This is a genomic window from Citrobacter sp. Cy070 (assembly GCF_030332245.1).
GTDB classification, from domain to species: domain Bacteria; phylum Pseudomonadota; class Gammaproteobacteria; order Enterobacterales; family Enterobacteriaceae; genus Citrobacter; species Citrobacter youngae.
Genome location: NZ_JAOWIG010000004.1, coordinates 1 through 17204 on the forward strand (window position 1 = coordinate 1; position 17204 = coordinate 17204).

Below are 17204 nucleotides of genomic sequence, written 5' to 3' on the forward strand. Positions count from 1 at the left end.
GCTGATAGAAACAGAAGCCACTGGAGCACCTCAAAAACACCATCATACACTAAATCAGTAAGTTGGCAGCATCACCGGTTTTCGGCGGTCTTTCCTTAATGAGAATGAGGGATCTTCATGCCGCCATTACTGTACTTTCTCGCCGGTAAGTGGCTTAATGGCGACCACGTAGTTTCTTATTTCATTCACAGTTAACAGGTCTGTTATTGATGAATAACCTCCATCGACTCGCCTTTTTATGGAAGCGTCTGTCTGCTGTGATGATCGCCTACGGTTTGTTATTCAGCCGCCGCTCAACTCTCATAACATGGACAGACAGCAATGCAACGTCGACAATTTCTCAAAAATAGCGTTCTCCTTTCCGCCGCCGGTATAGTCGGCCCTTCGATTGTTAGCCGCACGGTCCAGGCTGCTGAGCCTGCAATCGTGCCTGTGGCACGTCGGCGCTTTGTGCTATCGCAAACGTATAAGCTCAACCCACCAAAGGGGTCGAATGGTGTCGTGAAGTTGTGGATCCCTTTGCCGGTCGATACCGCATTCCAGCAAATGACGAATCTTGCTTTTAGCGGCAATTATAAACAGGCGTACGTCACAACCAACAATGCTTATGGCGCGAAAACGTTGTTTGCCAGTTGGCCTGACTCGCAGGGAGAACTGCTGATCAAGGTTGATCTCGACATTGAGACAGCCGATTGGGAACCACTGCAACATGACGCGCTAAAAAACTGGCAAGCACCGGAACAGATTACGTATCCGCTGGATGCAAAACCGTATCTGCTGCCAACAACGCACACACCGATTGATGGGCAGGTCCTGGAAACGGCGCGTAAAATTACCGGTAATGAACAAGATCCGCTGAAAAAAGCTCGCCTGATATACGAGTGGGTGAGCAGTCATATGGAGCGTGATAATGACGTTATCGGCTGCGGAACCGGGGATGTCGCGGAGATTTTGAAAAGCGGAAAGCTCAAGGGCAAATGCACCGACATGAGCTCTGTTTTTGTCGCCCTGGCCCGAGCCAGCGGCATTCCTGCACGTGAATTGTTCGGGATTCGTCTGGGGAAAGCAAACAAGCTGGAGCGCTACTCAAAAAGCGCATTTGGCAAAGCCGACAGTGCAGGTGTTGCTGATGTTAGCGGGGGACAGCACTGCCGTGCGGAGTTCTACCTGGCGGGTTACGGTTGGTTACCATGCGATCCGGCCGATGTGACCAAAATGCGTCTGGCGGAGAAAAAAACGCATCAGGATGCGGACGTCCAGGCAGTGAATACCTATCTGTTTGGCAACTGGGAAATGAACTGGGTTGGCTTCAACTATGGTCGTGACTTTGAACTGTACCCGGCTACTGAGCAGGGAGCGATGAACAACTTTGGTTATCCTTATGCTGAAGTAGACGGTGACCCCATCAATTTCTATGACCCGAAAGCGTTCTCTTACCACTATGTCGCAACAGAACAACGCTAAAGGGGCGGGATTGACCCTGCTGACGGCCGCCGCGGCTGCCGTCACGGCTGGCTTATGTTGCGTCGGACCGCTGCTGTATCTGCTGTTTGGTATTTCGGCGGCGAGCTTTGCCGTGTTCACTCAGTTTGAGTTTCTGCGCGTTCCTCTGATGTTGCTGTCCTTAGGGCTATTATTACGCGTTTTCTGGCGACTCTACTTTTCTAAAAAGCTATGGTGTTCCGGATGGCTGTCCCTGAAGCAAGCGCGCGTTCTTTACTGGTGTGCGTTGGCGCTGATTCTGCCCGTGTTGTTTTACCCCACGATCGTGGCCTGGTTTTATGAGGTGTTTGAGTGAAGATTATTACGTTAATCGCATGTTTGCTGTTGCCATTGTGGACTCAGGCTGCCAATCAGAAAGTGGTGCTGGATATCCAAAATATGACCTGCTCGTTATGTGTCATTTCGGTCAATCAGGCGTTACGTGAAACTGATGGGGTGATTAAAGCCAAATCTTCGCTCAAGACCCGGCAGGCAGAGGCTATCGTCCCGGAGGGATTTTCTACCGATACGCTACTTAACGCGGTGGCGAAAACGGGATATACCGCAACGTTGAACCGTATTGAGCCACAATAAACCACCTTCGGGTGGTTTTGTTCTGTTTTCCGCGTATGATGCCCCGCGGCTGATGCTCCCTTTTGTGCGTTAACTACCGGAATTCCCCTCGTTTCCTGTTAACCTGAATTGGCGGTACCTGTAAGCCGCTCATGCCCATTTGGATCTGCTATCCCACCAGCCATGTAAGATAATCACAGGCAAGAATTTTTACTAAGGAAAAGCGTTATGAAAACGGGACCACTAAACGAGAGCGAGCTGGAATGGCTGGATGATGTGCTGACTAAGTACAATACGGACAAGTCTATTCTGGATGTGTCAGAGCTGGATGGCTTACTGACGGCGGTGCTCAGTTCACCGTATGAGATCGAGCCGGAGCAGTGGCTGGTCGCTATCTGGGGCGGTGCACAGTATGTTCCGCGCTGGTCCTCCGAAAAAGAAATGGCGCGTTTTATGAATCTGGCGTTCCAGCATATGGCGGATACGGCCGATCGTCTGGATGAGTTCCCGGAGCAGTTTGAACCGCTGTTCGGCCTGCGTGAAATTGAAGAGCATGAGCTGACTATCGTTGAAGAGTGGTGCTTTGGTTATATGCGCGGCGTTGCACTGTCAGACTGGTCCGCGTTACCGGACACGTTAAAACCAGCACTTGAGGCTATTGCGCTGCACGGTACGGAAGAGAACTTTGCGGTGGTTGAGAAATTGACACCTGAAGCGTTTGAAGAGAGCGTCGATGCCATCCGCCTGGCTGCGCTGGACCTGCATGCTTACTGGATGGCGCATCCTCAGGAAACGCCAGTCAAAGTACCGGTGAAAGTGGATGCCAAAGTAGGGCGCAATGACCCTTGTCCCTGTGGCAGCGGCAAGAAATATAAGCAGTGCTGTTTGCATTAACAGAAAGGGGCGAAAGCCCCTTTGTTTTAACCCACTTCTGGTAGTAATCCTGCTGCAATAGAAAACTGTACTGCTATCACCACAATGCCGCACAAAAATACCAGTGCCAGCGCCGGAGCACCGCCGGCTACGCGGTAGTTTGCCTGTGGATTGTGCTTTCTGCTCCGCCAGGCCAGCATGGAGGGGATCAACAGAGCCAAAACGGCCAGAGCAACGCCTGCATATCCCAGCGCCATGACAAAACCTCGCGGATAGAAAAGAGCAAATGCCAGCGGTGGCAGGAACGTCACGACGCCAGTTTGCATTCTGCCGGCCACACTATTACGGCGTTGAAAGAGATCTGCCAGGTAATCAAATAACCCCAGTGCGACACCGAGGAAAGAGGTTGCCAGTGCGAGGTCGGCAAACAGATGCACAGCCAGTTCGACGTGCGGCGAAGCCACGACTTCACGTAATGCCTGTAACAAACCGTTTAAGCCAGCGTGATTGGCTAAAAGTCCCATAAATGTTGACGAGTTAATGCTACCGAGTGTGGCCAGTTGCCAGAAAATATAGGCTACTAACGGGATGGCGCTACCGCTGATAAACACCCAGCGCAGTTTACGGATGTTGCCGTTCATATAGCTGACGATGCTGGGCACGCTACCGTGAAAACCAAATGAGGTAAAAATAACTGGGATCGCGGAAAGCGCCAGGCCTTGTTGAAGCGGCAGGGTAAGCAAGTTCACCTTATGAATATGCGGCATCAACAGCGCGAGCATTACCACCAGGAAGATGATTTTGGCGCTGAACAACAGACGATTGAATAAATCAACCAGTGAAGTCCCGACGCATACCACGCCACCGGCAACAAAGGTGAACAGCAATACGCCTGTGGTGGGCGAGATGCTGGTTCCGGTCCAGTCGCTGATGCTGGAGGCCAGCAGCTCGCCTGCACCACTGATGTAGGCGGCGGTCAGGGCATACATCAAGAACATCATGCTAAAGCCCGTTACCCACTGCCCGTATCGACCCAGATAGCGTTTTGCCAGTGTGCCAAGCCCAGTGTCTGCCGGTACATGTTGGTACACTTCAAGTAGCAACAGCGCAGTGTAGCACATCAGGGCCCATAACCCAACCAACAACACCAGCGTGACGCTAAACCCCACGCCTGCCGCCGCCAGCGGCATTGCCAACATACCGGCACCAATCGTGGTTCCCGCCACGATAAAAATACTACCCAGGGTTCTGTTTTTCACGCTTTCCTCTGTCCCAGAGATAATCAACGGTTATATCTGCGGCGCAGGTTAAGGCATAACGCTATTTTCGTCAAATCACCGTTACAAATGCTGTATATTAATGTTTACAGATGTTTGGGGATTAAGGTGTATTAAATGCTCTCTGCCCGCATAAACCTGCGTTAGCGCAAAGCAGCGTTGTACGGTTCACATTAGGCTACGGGCTTTATTGAGGAGGTAGTATGGAATCTATTCACGGTCACGAGGTGCTCAACATGATGATTGAATCTGGTGAGCAGTATTCACATGCCAGCCTTGAGGCGGCAATTACCGCGCGTTTTGGTGAGCAGGCACGTTTTCACACCTGTTCAGCAGAAAGCATGACGGCGGGTGAGCTGGTCGCGTTTTTAGCGGCGAAGGGGAAGTTTATTGCCAAAGAAGACGGCTTCTCTACGCATGAAAGCAAGATCTGCCGTCACTAAGATTCTCGAATAACGGTGGCAAACAGCCACCGTTACCCAACAACATTAATTCTGTGTATCAAGGGTTGCCAGTTCTTTATCGATGAAATAAAGACCTTCGCCACTTTTACCGGCCAGCGATAACTTATCGATGACAGATTTAAATAACTTCTCTTCTTCATGCTGCTCAGCAACATACCATTGCAGGAAATTAAAGGTCGGATAATCCTGGTGGGTCATTGCCGCATGCGCCAGTTCATTAATTTTCTGCGTGATCAATTGTTCGTGCTCATAGGTTACACGGAACAGCTCATCCAGGGACGCATATTCTGCAAACGGTGAAGAAACAGTATTAATACGCGGCAGGCTGCCGGTATCCGTCAGGTAATCGAACAGACGCTGCATGTGCGTCATTTCTTCCTGGGCGTGGCGACGCAGAAACGCGGCGGCACCTTCGAAGCTGTGATAGCTGCACCACGCACTCATCTGTTGGTAGAGCAGGGATGAATATAATTCAAGATTCATTTGCTCATTCAGTTTGTCGATCATTTCTGTTTTCAGCATGGTTCTGCTCCACGAACGTTATTATATATTGACGTGGCGCCACTATAATTTGTTATTTAATTATTTGCAAAAGGTAAAATAATAAATTTATTTATTAAAAATGCGAATGGGAATAAAACGCATTAACGCTATTAAATTGATGATATAAATAAAAATAGAGTAGATGACCAGCAGATGTGCTGGTCGGAATGATTAATAATGGAAAGTGGAAGTTTGTGGTACGGCAACACCGTGACACTGCCAGGACAGCGTGATTTTGGTATTCAAACACAGAGAACCCGCATAAACGCTGCAGGTCGCAACCGGCTGGCCAAATCCGACTGCACTGGCATAACCCATGCGCTGACATGCTTTTGTCGCCGTTCCCTGAGCAACATAATCGTCTGTACGTGCTGTTTGTAGCATGGCCTGGTTGTAAGTCAGACGAACCACGCCGGTAATGCTGCTGGTTTCGCTGACCTGAGCCTGTCTGGTGATGGTGCATCCCGTCAGCATGAGCGGTAAGAGGGCAAGAATAAAGGTCTTCATGAAATCGCTCTGAAAAATCGGTGATACGCTATCCTGACATACATCACGGCTAATCAATGGCCTGAATAGCCAGAAGATCACCTGTGATTAATCGCAACGACCCCCTGTTTATGAGTCAATTCTGAAGGCTGGCGTAAAAACCGTGAGCATCTCGATATTTTATGAAACTTAATTTCATAAAATTTGAAAGCTGATTTGCTAAATAGTAATGTGGCTGAAATGTCATGACTTACGGCGGGCCCCCGCGACGCATTCAGGAGAATACACAATGAAAATTGCATTGATGATGGAAAACAGCCAGGCAAGCAAAAACGCGATCATTCACCATGAGCTTAAGTCTGTCGCGGATGAAAAGGGTTTTCCGGTATTCAACGTCGGGATGAGCGACGAAAATGATCACCATCTGACTTACATCCATTTAGGGATTATGGCCAGCATTCTGCTCAATTCAAAAGCGGTTGATTTCGTTGTCACGGGCTGCGGTACGGGTCAGGGGGCCATGATGTCACTGAATATTCACCCGGGCGTGGTGTGTGGCTACTGCCTTGATCCCGCGGATGCGTTCCTGTTTGCGCAGATCAACAACGGTAATGCGCTCTCGCTGGCCTTTGCGAAAGGGTTTGGCTGGGGGGCTGAACTGAACGTCCGGTATATGTTTGAAAAAGCGTTTACCGGTCGTAATGGTGAAGGTTATCCGCCGGAGCGGAAAGACCCGCAGGTGCGTAATGCGGGGATTTTAAACCAGGTGAAAGCGGCAGTAGTAAAAGAAAATTATCTTGATACCCTGTGCGCTATCGATCCTGAACTGGTGAAAACCGCCGTTTCAGGCCCACGTTTCCAGCAGTGTTTCTTTGAAAACTGCCAGGATAAAGCGATTGAAGCCTTTGTCCGTGAAGTTATTGGCTAAACCCGGTTGGCCCGATGGCGCGAACTATCGGGCTTATCGACGCTTATTTGACACTGCGCTTCCCGCATCGCGGGTAAGGCGCAGGGTATCAACCATTCCTATCAGGCAAATCATGGCGATAGCGACGAATGCCAGCCGGAAACTGATGCCGGGTATCGCACCCAGTGACAACCATTCACTCACTTGATCCCCGATACGGATCCCGATAGCCGCCAACGAAATCCCTAATCCAACAGCCAGTTGCGTCGCTGTACTAAACAGCGTATTGGCATAGCTCATCTGCGATGCAGGAACATCCGCAAATGCCAACGTGCTGACACCGGTAAACTGAATTGAGCGAAAAACGCCGCCCAGATACAGCACCAGTAATATTACCCATACGGGAGTTTGCGGCGTGATCAGCGCACACGCCAATAGCGCCAGCACATTAAGCGCACCGTTTATCAACAGCAGCTTTTTAAAGCCTAACCAGCGTATTAACGGCGTAGTAGCGGGTTTAATCGTTAGGTTGCCAACAAACACGGCCAACACCAGCGAACCGGCATGGAAAGCATTCATACCAAACCCAACCTGAAACATCAGTGGCAACAGAAAGGGTACCGCGCTGATAGAGGCACGAAACAGCGAGCCTCCGTACATCGTGACACGAAATGTAGGCACGCGCATGGCATCCAGACGAATCATCGGCCATGCGGATTGGCGAAAATGACGCAGGGCAAACAGGAACGTGGCTATTCCAAGTGCCAGAAGTCCCGCGGTTAACCAGCCCTGCGGCTGTTGGGTTCCCAGCAGTTCCATCGCATATACCAGACTGACCATCGCGACCGATGTGGCAATAAAACCGGGAAAATCGAACGGGCGTCGCTCGTCATCATGAATATCCGGGATAAAACGCAGCGCCAGCGCAATCGCCAGCAACCCCAGCGGCACATTAATGAAGAAGATCCAGCGCCAGTTGGCGTAACTGGTAATAAATCCGCCCAGGGGGGGGCCAATTATTGGGGCCACTAAGGCAGGCCAGGTCAGGGTGGCGATTGCGGTGATTAACTGGTGTTTAGGCGTGGTACGCAGAACGGCGAGGCGGCCGACCGGCACCATCAGTGCCCCCCCGACACCCTGTAAAATGCGCATTGCCACAAAGCCTTCAATGCTGGTGGCGAGTCCGCATAAGACTGAGGCGAAGGTAAAGATCGCCAGTGCCAGGGTAAACACTTTTCGGGCACCAAAACGATCGGCAATCCAGCCACTGGCAGGGATGAGAACCGCCAGCGTGATCAGATAAGCACTGATGCCGATGTTCAGATCAACGGCCTGCACGCCGAAACTTTTTGCCATATCGGGTAGGGCCGTCGCAATCACCGTGCCATCGATGAACTCCATAAAGAAGGCCCCGGCGACCAGTAGTGCAGCCGGAGAAAGACCCCGCTTATTCTCAACCGCTAAATGTTCACTCATGTTGTGCTTGCCATCTCAAACGAAATTAACTGGGTCTGTTTTTTTATTTTCAGCGCGGTTGTACTGCTTGCACCGCTACCGTTTCGAGCGCTGAATAGGTACTATGACGACCTTTCTATAAGGAGCTCACTATGTCCCAAACACTGAATGCCGATCAGGAACTGCTCTCGGACGTTGTTGCCTGCCAGTTGGTTATCAAGCAAATTCTGGATGTTATTGATGTTATTGCCCCGGTAGAAGTTCGGGAAAAAATGTCCAGTCAACTGAAAAGCATCGACTTTTCCAGCCATCCCGCGGGCGCTGATCCCGTTACGATGCGCGCAATTCAAAAAGCGGTTGCGTTGATCGAGCTGAAATTCACTCCGCAGAATGAGTCTCACTAAAATAAACCGTTGTTTCAGGTTTTAGAAAGGTTTTTTTACGCCTCTCAGAACGGGAGGCGCAGATTTGTCGCGATCGGACTTCAGTGATGTTGGTAGTTTACGACGTTTAGCAAATGCTTATCCGTTTGCGCCATACACAGCCCAGCACGTTTAGCGCTACGAACTTCATCAAGAATCGTTTGTAGCAGCACGCCATCCTGCTGCTGTTCTTTTTCCAGATCATGAAGAAAATCAACGGTTGGTGCGTCGTTCAACGCTTCTGCTTCATCCGTCAGACGTGACAGCGTACGAGAACGCTGCTGATAATCTTCCAGCGTTTTCTGAAACAGCTCTTCAAGGGACGTTAGGTCATCACCGGGAACATCGATGGCTTTGACGATGGGGTTAGCCCCTGCGTTTTTCATAAAATTAAACATACGCATCATTTGCGTCACGTTACCCTGCGCCTGAGTGCGCAGAAACGTCGCGGTGCCTGTCAGGCTGTGTTCGTAGCACCATTCACTGAGGTGAAGGTAGAGATTCGATGCGTAAAACTCAAGGTTCATTTGCGTGTTGAGTTTGTGCACAATTCCAACTGCAGCCATATCAATATCCTTATTTCCAGAAAAGAGAAGTACGTCACCAACGCCAGTACAACGGGCTGCCGTTGCACTTCACATCTACGTACGAGTAATACTGTTAGCAGAATAAATCCGTTCCGCCGGTCCTTTAGATGATCGCGAATTATATCCGCTTCCGATCGTGAATCAGCATAGCGCGTGCCTGGTATCAAGAAAATCCTTAAAACCACCTATTTATGTTTTTTTACATATTGGCATAACAATATGCTTAGCCATGCCGTTTGTGTATATAAGAAATATGAATATAATTATCTGATTTATAATGTATTTATGTAAAATAAAGACAGTGAAATACTGTTTCAAGTCTCAAAATTAAATTTCAGGCCGCGGTATTCTATGACGTCTGGTGATTATCACCGCTGGTTTTGATGCGAACTTCCCGGTGAAGTGATGTGTCTGGAAATTATCTGCAACCTAATTTCTTGCGCCAGATCAGTTTTAATAAATTTAACGGAATGAATTATTCGGCATTTGTTGTTGGATATCGGTGGATAAATCGAGGAGTTGTATATGAAGAAGGTGGCGGTGTTGCTGGCACCCGGTTTTGAAGAGGCTGAAGCTATTGTTACTATTGATATTCTACGTCGCCTGCAAATTGAGGTTGAGACGCTGGCCTGCGCTGAGTCTCGTGCGGTGGTGAGCTATCATGACGTGCCGATGGTGACCGACAGTACGCTGGAGGCCCGTCGGGATGCCTTCTACGACGCGATCGTGTTGCCAGGGGGACCACAGGGTAGCGTAAATCTTGCCGCCAGCGCTGCAGTCGTCCAGTTTGTCGCTCGTCATGACGATGCAGGAAAACTGATTTGCCCGGTTTGTTCGGCAGCCGCGCGGGTGCTGGCGGGTAATGGGTTGCTGAAAGGACGGCGCTACGTGTGTTCAGGTGAGCTGTGGCAAACCATCACCGACGGCGAGTATGTCGATGCGCCTGTTGTTGAAGATGGCAATCTTATCAGTGGCAAAGGGCTGGGCCATATTTTTGATTTTGCGTTTACGCTTTCTGCGCGTCTGTTAGAAGACGATATCCCTGTTCGCGATCACGCTGACCATATTTATTACCCCTGGTAATCATTGGACTCCCGGATGTTTCGATATTCGGGAACAAGGATTCACTGGCTGATGTTATGGATTAATCTGCTATTTCTCATTTTCCCTATTCTGAAAATTGAGTTTTTTTATGTCATTTCCCGCTGAATTTATGTACGCAACTACTGTAATTCCAGGGTGTGATGCCGCTCTCTTATGGAGAATCAATTTCCCGCTAAAAATACTCTCAGCACTGGCATTGATCTTATCAATAAAAGGTAATGCCTTGTTTTACGTCCGGATTACAAAAAATCGTTTGATTTTACCCTACATAAAAGAACGTTAAAGCTGGAGTTAACCATGCACAAATTCACTAAAGCGCTGGCGGCCATTGGTCTGGCTGCCATTATGTCACAATCCGCTATCGCTGAATCCATGAAGCTCGGTTTCCTGGTCAAACAACCGGAAGAGCCCTGGTTCCAGACAGAGTGGAAGTTTGCTGATAAAGCCGGTAAAGACCTTGGGTTTGAGGTGATTAAAATTGCCGTTCCAGACGGCGAGAAAACCCTGAATGCTATCGACAGCCTGGCGGCAAGCGGGGCAAAAGGATTTGTAATTTGTACGCCGGACCCAAAACTTGGGCCTGCTATTATGGCAAAGGCGCGTGGCTATGACATGAAAGTCATCGCGGTTGACGATCAGTTCGCCAATGCGAAAGGTAAGCCGATGGATACTGTGCCATTGGTGATGATGGCAGCAACCAAAATTGGTGAACGCCAGGGCCAGGAACTGTACAAAGAAATGCAGAAACGTGGCTGGGATGTGAAATCTTCCGCTGTAATGGCGATTACCGCAAACGAACTGGATACCGCGCGCCGTCGTACATCGGGTTCGATGGAAGCGCTTAAAGCTGCAGGCTTCCCGGAAAAACAGATCTACCAGGTCCCAACCAAATCGAATGATATCCCGGGCGCATTCGACGCCGCAAACTCCATGCTGGTGCAACATCCTGAAGTTAAACACTGGCTGATTGTCGGTATGAACGACAACACTGTGCTGGGTGGCGTGCGTGCTACCGAAGGGCAGGGGTTTAAAGCTGCAAACGTGATTGGTATCGGTATTAACGGTGTTGATGCAATTAGCGAACTCTCCAAAGCGGAAGCCACCGGATTCTACGGTTCACTGCTGCCTAGCCCGGACGTTCACGGTTATAAATCCAGTGAAATGCTCTACAACTGGGTCACCAAAGGCGCAGAACCGCCAGTGTTTACTGAAGTTACCGATGTGGTGTTGATTACTCGCGACAACTTCAAAGAAGAACTGGCGAAAAAAGGCTTAGGCGGCAAATAACTCAACTGCCGTAAAACGATCTTATCCGGCCTACAAATAACGCCCTTCGTAGGCCGGATAAGGCTACGCCGCCATCAGGCAACCGTTTAGATCCACGGAGACGTTATGCAACAGTCTACCCCGTATCTCTCATTTCGCGGCATCGGTAAAACCTTCCCTGGCGTAAAAGCGCTGACGGATATTAGTTTCGACTGCTATGCCGGTCAGGTGCATGCACTGATGGGTGAAAATGGCGCCGGGAAATCAACATTATTAAAAATTCTCAGCGGTAACTACGCGCCAACCACGGGATCTATAGCGATCCGCGGACAGGAGGTTTCGTTTGCGGACACAACCACTGCGCTGAATGCCGGTGTCGCCATTATTTACCAGGAATTGCATCTGGTGCCGGAAATGACCGTCGCCGAGAACATCTATTTAGGCCAGCTTCCGCATAAGGGTGGGATTGTGAACCGCTCGTTGTTGAACTACGAGGCGGGGCTGCAGTTAAAGCATCTGGGAATGGATATCGATCCTGATATTCCGTTGAAGTATCTCTCCATCGGTCAGTGGCAAATGGTGGAGATTGCTAAGGCGCTGGCGCGTAATGCCAAGATTATCGCTTTTGATGAACCCACCAGCTCTCTTTCCGCCAGGGAGATTGACAATCTGTTTCGCGTAATTCGTGAGCTACGCAATGAGGGCCGCATCATTCTGTACGTTTCGCACCGCATGGAGGAGATTTTCGCCCTCAGCGATGCCATAACGGTGTTTAAGGATGGCCAGTACGTCAAAACGTTTACGGATATGCAGCAGGTTGATCACGACGCACTGGTACAGGCGATGGTGGGGCGTGATCTTGGGGACATCTATGGCTGGAAAGCCAGACCTTATGGCGCGGAGCGTCTGCGTCTGCATGAGGTAAAAGCGCCAGGCGTGCGCACTCCGATCAGCTTATCGGTGCGTAGCGGCGAAATCGTCGGACTGTTCGGCCTGGTTGGTGCCGGACGTAGCGAATTAATGAAAGGTCTGTTTGGCGGGACGCGTATCACACAGGGCCAGGTGTTTATTGACGAACAAGCGATAGATATCCGCAAACCCAGTCACGCCATTGAAGCAGGCATGATGCTGTGTCCGGAGGATCGCAAAGCCGAAGGGATCATCCCGGTCCATTCGGTACGCAACAACATCAATATTAGTGCGCGCCGTAAACATGTTACGGGGGGATGTCTGATCAACAACGGCTGGGAAGAGACCAATGCTGACCATCATATCCGTTCACTCAACATTAAAACGCCGGGTGCAGAGCAACTGATCATGAACCTCTCTGGCGGTAATCAGCAAAAGGCCATTCTGGGGCGTTGGTTATCGGAAGAGATGAAAGTGATTTTGCTGGATGAGCCCACCCGCGGCATTGATGTTGGAGCGAAACATGAAATTTATAACGTGATTTATGCCCTGGCTGCGCGCGGTGTTGCCGTGCTGTTTGCCTCCAGTGACCTGCCGGAAGTTCTTGGTGTCGCCGACCGCATTGTGGTGATGAGAGAAGGTGAGATCGCAGGTGAATTACTTCATGAACAGGCGGATGAACGCCAGGCGTTGAGCCTTGCTATGCCTAAAGTCAGCCAGGCAGTCGCCTGAATAAGGAGAATATGATGTCTTCCGTTTCTACATCGGGTTCAGGCGCTGCGAAGTCGGCGCTAAATCTTGGCCGAATTTGGGATCAGTACGGGATGCTGGTGGTGTTTGCCGTGTTGTTCCTGGTTTGCGCTATTTTTGTGCCAAACTTTGCGACGTTCATCAACATGAAGGGGCTGGGACTGGCGGTATCTATGTCGGGTATGGTTGCGTGCGGGATGTTATTTTGCCTGGCATCCGGCGATTTTGACCTCTCGGTAGCGTCCGTTATTGCCTGCGCAGGGGTGACGACGGCAGTGGTCATTAATATGACCGAAAGCCTGTGGATTGGCGTGGCGGCAGGGTTGTTGCTCGGCGTTCTGTGCGGTCTGGTGAATGGTTTCGTGATTGCACGCTTAAAAATTAACGCGTTAATTACGACGCTCGCCACCATGCAAATTGTTCGTGGTCTGGCCTACATTATCTCCGACGGTAAAGCTGTGGGAATCGAAGACGAGCGCTTCTTTACGCTTGGCTATGCCAACTGGTTAGGACTGCCGGCACCGATCTGGTTAACCGTGGGCTGTTTTATTATTTTTGGCCTGCTGTTGAATAAAACCACGTTTGGTCGTAATACGCTGGCGATTGGGGGCAATGAGGAAGCGGCTCGTCTGGCTGGGGTGCCGGTCGTTCGCACTAAGATTATTATCTTTATTCTCTCCGGTCTGGTGTCCGCCGTGGCGGGGATTATCCTGGCATCACGTATGACCAGCGGCCAGCCAATGACCTCTATCGGCTATGAGCTGATCGTGATTTCTGCCTGTGTGTTAGGGGGCGTTTCGCTCAAAGGCGGTATCGGAAAAATCTCATATGTCGTCGCAGGGGTGTTGATTCTGGGGACGGTCGAGAACGCGATGAACCTGCTGAATATCTCTCCATTCGCACAGTATGTGGTACGAGGTTTGATCCTGCTGGCGGCGGTGATCTTCGACCGCTACAAACAAAAAGCTAAGCGTACTGTTTGATGATTTAAATCCCAACTTTTTAGTCTAGCTTCCGCCAATCGCCAGCCGCTACCCGGCTGGCGATTGTTTTTCTAAATGGCGAGCACGGTCACACTGTCTATACTTATACCCGTCATACATCCTATATACGGCGCGATCCGCGCGGCGTACAGACCATGACGAGGAGGAGAATCGGGTGACAGCATCGCTAACCTTACCCCCTGAGCATCCCACAAACTGTGCTTATTTTTTCGATCTCGATGGAACACTGGCTGAAATCAAACCGCATCCTGACCAGGTTGTTGTTCCACAGGCAATTCTGCAGTTATTACATCGCCTGGCCACGCAAAATGCGGGTGCTCTGGCATTGATTTCAGGGCGCTCAATGGCAGAGCTTGACGCACTCACCACCCCTTATCGTTTCCCGCTCGCCGGGGTGCATGGGGCAGAACGCCGTGACATCAATGGTCAAACCCATATTGTGCATCTGCCTGCGGTGGTCGAGCGCGAAGCGGGGGCGTTATTGCATGCGGCGCTGGCGACGTTACCGGGGACAACGCTTGAAACTAAAGGCATGGCTTTCGCTCTGCATTACCGGCAGGCGCCTGAGCATGAGGCCGCGCTGCTGGCGTTGGCGGAACGTATTACCCATATCTGGCCGCAATTGGCATTGCAGCCCGGGAAGTGTGTTGTGGAAATCAAATCACAGGACACCAATAAAGGAGATGCAATTGCGGCATTTATGCAGGAAGCGCCGTTTGTCGGACGGACCCCTGTTTTTGTTGGTGATGATCTGACCGATGAAACAGGTTTTGTCGTGGTCAATCGCGCCGGCGGTATCTCGGTAAAAGTGGGTAGCGGGGAGACTCAGGCGACATGGCGTCTGGCTGCTGTCAGGGACGTCTGGCATTGGCTGGAACAAATCAACTGTCCGCAGCAGGAACAAGAAGCAACGAATGACAGGAGAGGTGGCTATGAGTCGTTTAGTCGTAGTATCTAACCGCATCGCCTCACCGGATGACAAAGGCAGTGCTGGCGGTCTTGCTGTAGGTGTGCTGGGCGCACTGAAGGCGGCTGGCGGCCTGTGGTTCGGCTGGAGCGGTGATACAGGCAATGAGGAACAACCGTTAAAAAAGGTTACCCGTGGCAACATCACCTGGGCATCGTTTAATCTGAGTGAACAGGATTACGAGGAGTATTACTGCCAGTTTTCGAATGCCGTGTTATGGCCCGCGTTCCATTATCGACTGGACCTGGTACAGTTTCAGCGTAGTGCCTGGGAAGGCTACCAGCGGGTTAATGCCTTACTGGTTGATAAGCTGCTGCCACTGCTTAGCGATGACGATATCATCTGGGTCCACGATTATCACTTGTTACCCTTTGCCTGCGAGCTACGCAAACGTGGTGTGAATAATCGCATCGGTTTTTTTCTGCATATTCCTTTTCCGACACCCGAAATTTTCAATGCGTTGCCGCCACATCAGGCGTTGCTTGAGCAACTGTGCGACTTTGATTTATTGGGCTTTCAAACCGACAACGATCGCCAGGCCTTTCTTGACTGTCTGACGGCGCAAACTCAGGTAACTACGCTCCGCGAGAAACAGCATCTGGCCTGGGGGAAAGCGTTCCGCACGGAAGTTTATCCTATTGGTATTGCACCTGAGGAGATTGCACGGCAAGCATCAGGATCGCTACCGCCGAAACTGGCGCAGTTAAAAGCAGAACTTAAAAATGTGAAAAATATCTTCTCTGTTGAGCGGCTGGATTACTCCAAAGGCCTGCCGGAGCGCTTTCAGGCCTACGAGGCGCTGTTGGAACAGTTTCCCCAGCATCACGGTAAGATTCGTTATACGCAGATAGCACCGACTTCGCGTGAGGAGGTACAGGCTTATCAGGATATTCGTCACCAGTTAGAGACCGAGGCTGGGCGGATCAATGGTAAATACGGGCAACTGGGCTGGACGCCGCTGTACTACCTGAATCAGTATTTTGACCGTAAATTACTGATGAAGGTCTTCCGTTACTCAGATGTTGGACTGGTGACGCCACTACGCGATGGCATGAATCTGGTGGCAAAGGAGTATGTCGCCGCACAGGACCCTGCCAACCCCGGCGTCCTGGTGCTCTCGCAGTTTGCCGGGGCTGCGAATGAGTTGACTTCTGCACTCATTGTAAACCCTTATGATCGGGATGATGTTGCAGGCGCATTAAACCAGGCTCTGACGATGTCGCTTGCCGAGCGCATTTCCCGTCATGCGGCAATGCTGCAGACCATCGTTAAAAATGATATCAACAACTGGCAAGCACGATTTATTTGCGATCTGAAGAACGTCGCATCGCGTCATATGGAAAACCTATCGCCTGACCCGCAGACAGCCTGCAGCAAACAGGCGTGATTAATCGCCGGCAAGCGGTACCAGCAACACATCAACCTGGCTTGCGCTGACCACGCTTTTCGCTGAGCAGGAGGCTCGCGAAAAGAAACTGTGGTTATGGTTGCCATAAATCACCAGATCAACCGCGTGTTTGCGGCATACATCCAGAATGTGTTCGTTCAATGTCCCATAGGTAATAAACGTGTGCTCAATGGGGTACTGCGCCTCTTTGCTTAACTGATCGATAAAATTATGGGTCTCTTCTTGCATGACTTCCCGCAGATCTTCCAGCATTGGAGCAGCAAACTGGTTATACAGTTCGGGATCTGAAACCAGGGTTATCAGACTAATGCGGGCGTTGACAGGGCGAGCGATTGAAACAGCCTTTGCTAACAGTTGGTGGCTTTCGGGGGTGGCGGCAACAGCGACAAGAATGTGCGCATAGCTCATAACTCGCTCCTTTTGTTCATGAATTATGAGAGAACTTTTCAGTTTTGATCGTATAACGCCATACTGCTACGTTTCGTACGGTAATTGTGTGAATGTCATCATGATTATTCATTAATTATTCTTATAAATAGAATAATCACTTCATATAAGCTGCAAATCTGTTCTGATGATTTAAGTTAAACTCATCTCTAATAAAAACAATTTGTTAATAAAAAGTATACATCAATTAACATTTAAACGGTGGTGATGCTGCCAACTTACTGATTTAGTGTATGATGGTGTTTTTGAGGTGCTCCAGTGGCTTCTGTTTCTATCAGCT

19 protein-coding genes are annotated in these 17204 nt (G+C 50.3%); 13 read left to right on the plus strand and 6 right to left on the minus strand.

Features of this window, described 5'->3' with window-relative positions:
* Nucleotides 1-321: 321 nt before the first annotated feature.
* The 4 genes from OGY19_RS00015 (at nt 322) to OGY19_RS00030 (ending at nt 2949) form a co-directional block, all read left to right on the plus strand.
* Nucleotides 322-1464, plus strand: a complete 1143-nt coding sequence (locus tag OGY19_RS00015; protein WP_115601824.1) for a transglutaminase-like domain-containing protein — start codon at nt 322-324, stop codon at nt 1462-1464.
* On the plus strand, nt 1442-1798 hold the full coding sequence (locus OGY19_RS00020; RefSeq protein WP_048211333.1) for a mercuric transporter MerT family protein: 357 nt from the start codon (nt 1442-1444) through the stop codon (nt 1796-1798). The genes OGY19_RS00015 and OGY19_RS00020 overlap by 23 nt, the downstream gene beginning before the upstream one ends.
* Complete coding sequence (locus OGY19_RS00025) at nt 1795-2076, plus strand: heavy-metal-associated domain-containing protein (protein WP_048211334.1); 282 nt, start codon at nt 1795-1797, stop codon at nt 2074-2076. Before OGY19_RS00020 ends, OGY19_RS00025 begins: the two co-directional genes overlap by 4 nt.
* Nucleotides 2077-2283: 207 nt before the next feature.
* Entirely contained in the window at nt 2284-2949 is a 666-nt protein-coding gene (locus OGY19_RS00030; RefSeq protein ID WP_115601825.1) for a YecA/YgfB family protein, read from the plus strand.
* Nucleotides 2950-2975: 26 nt separating this feature from the next.
* Here the strand turns inward: OGY19_RS00030 and tyrP are convergent, their stop codons facing one another.
* Nucleotides 2976-4187, minus strand: coding sequence for a tyrosine transporter TyrP (tyrP, locus tag OGY19_RS00035; RefSeq protein WP_115601826.1), 1212 nt, complete (start codon nt 4185-4187; stop codon nt 2976-2978).
* A 221-nt stretch (nt 4188-4408) separates the two neighbouring features.
* Here tyrP and OGY19_RS00040 point away from each other — a divergent pair, with 221 nt between their 5' ends.
* On the plus strand, nt 4409-4648 hold the full coding sequence (locus OGY19_RS00040; RefSeq protein WP_048211337.1) for a YecH family metal-binding protein: 240 nt from the start codon (nt 4409-4411) through the stop codon (nt 4646-4648).
* 45 nt (nt 4649-4693) lie between these two features.
* Here OGY19_RS00040 and ftnA read toward each other — a convergent pair whose 3' ends face one another.
* Nucleotides 4694-5191, minus strand: coding sequence for a non-heme ferritin (ftnA, locus tag OGY19_RS00045; RefSeq protein WP_005127719.1), 498 nt, complete (start codon nt 5189-5191; stop codon nt 4694-4696).
* A 192-nt stretch (nt 5192-5383) separates the two neighbouring features.
* Entirely contained in the window at nt 5384-5719 is a 336-nt protein-coding gene (gene yecR, locus OGY19_RS00050) for a YecR family lipoprotein (RefSeq protein WP_115601827.1), read from the minus strand.
* A 268-nt stretch (nt 5720-5987) separates the two neighbouring features.
* On the opposite strand from yecR, the gene OGY19_RS00055 reads away from it, so the two are divergent.
* Entirely contained in the window at nt 5988-6626 is a 639-nt protein-coding gene (locus OGY19_RS00055; RefSeq protein ID WP_115601828.1) for an RpiB/LacA/LacB family sugar-phosphate isomerase, read from the plus strand.
* 33 nt (nt 6627-6659) lie between these two features.
* On the opposite strand, the gene OGY19_RS00060 is transcribed toward OGY19_RS00055, so the two are convergent.
* Nucleotides 6660-8081: an MFS transporter gene (locus OGY19_RS00060; protein WP_105242177.1), complete on the minus strand. Its 1422-nt coding sequence runs from the start codon at nt 8079-8081 to the stop codon at nt 6660-6662.
* A 131-nt stretch (nt 8082-8212) separates the two neighbouring features.
* Between OGY19_RS00060 and OGY19_RS00065 the strand changes: the two genes are divergently transcribed.
* Nucleotides 8213-8464, plus strand: a complete 252-nt coding sequence (locus tag OGY19_RS00065) for a DUF2766 family protein (protein WP_005127709.1) — start codon at nt 8213-8215, stop codon at nt 8462-8464.
* 80 nt (nt 8465-8544) lie between these two features.
* Here OGY19_RS00065 and OGY19_RS00070 read toward each other — a convergent pair whose 3' ends face one another.
* Nucleotides 8545-9048 (minus strand): non-heme ferritin-like protein, encoded by a 504-nt coding sequence (locus tag OGY19_RS00070; RefSeq protein WP_048211340.1) that lies wholly within the window; start codon nt 9046-9048, stop codon nt 8545-8547.
* A 546-nt stretch (nt 9049-9594) separates the two neighbouring features.
* Between OGY19_RS00070 and OGY19_RS00075 the strand changes: the two genes are divergently transcribed.
* From OGY19_RS00075 to otsA, 6 genes are all read left to right on the plus strand, one after another.
* Nucleotides 9595-10152: a DJ-1/PfpI family protein gene (locus tag OGY19_RS00075; RefSeq protein WP_048211341.1), complete on the plus strand. Its 558-nt coding sequence runs from the start codon at nt 9595-9597 to the stop codon at nt 10150-10152.
* A 318-nt stretch (nt 10153-10470) separates the two neighbouring features.
* Nucleotides 10471-11460: an arabinose ABC transporter substrate-binding protein gene (locus tag OGY19_RS00080; RefSeq protein WP_005127705.1), complete on the plus strand. Its 990-nt coding sequence runs from the start codon at nt 10471-10473 to the stop codon at nt 11458-11460.
* Between the two features lie 105 nt (nt 11461-11565).
* A complete protein-coding gene (gene araG / locus OGY19_RS00085; RefSeq protein WP_048211342.1) occupies nt 11566-13080 on the plus strand; it encodes an arabinose ABC transporter ATP-binding protein AraG in 1515 nt (504 codons plus the stop codon).
* A gap of 14 nt (nt 13081-13094) precedes the next feature.
* Nucleotides 13095-14081: an arabinose ABC transporter permease AraH gene (gene araH / locus OGY19_RS00090; protein ID WP_048211343.1), complete on the plus strand. Its 987-nt coding sequence runs from the start codon at nt 13095-13097 to the stop codon at nt 14079-14081.
* Nucleotides 14082-14256: 175 nt separating this feature from the next.
* Nucleotides 14257-15060: a trehalose-phosphatase gene (gene otsB, locus OGY19_RS00095; RefSeq protein ID WP_115601829.1), complete on the plus strand. Its 804-nt coding sequence runs from the start codon at nt 14257-14259 to the stop codon at nt 15058-15060.
* Nucleotides 15035-16456: an alpha,alpha-trehalose-phosphate synthase gene (gene otsA / locus OGY19_RS00100; RefSeq protein ID WP_101742210.1), complete on the plus strand. Its 1422-nt coding sequence runs from the start codon at nt 15035-15037 to the stop codon at nt 16454-16456. Before otsB ends, otsA begins: the two co-directional genes overlap by 26 nt.
* On the opposite strand, the gene uspC is transcribed toward otsA, so the two are convergent.
* Nucleotides 16457-16885 carry a universal stress protein UspC gene (uspC, locus tag OGY19_RS00105; RefSeq protein WP_048211346.1) on the minus strand — a complete coding sequence of 143 codons (429 nt, stop codon included), beginning with the start codon at nt 16883-16885 and terminating at the stop codon, nt 16457-16459.
* Nucleotides 16886-17204 lie beyond the last annotated feature (319 nt).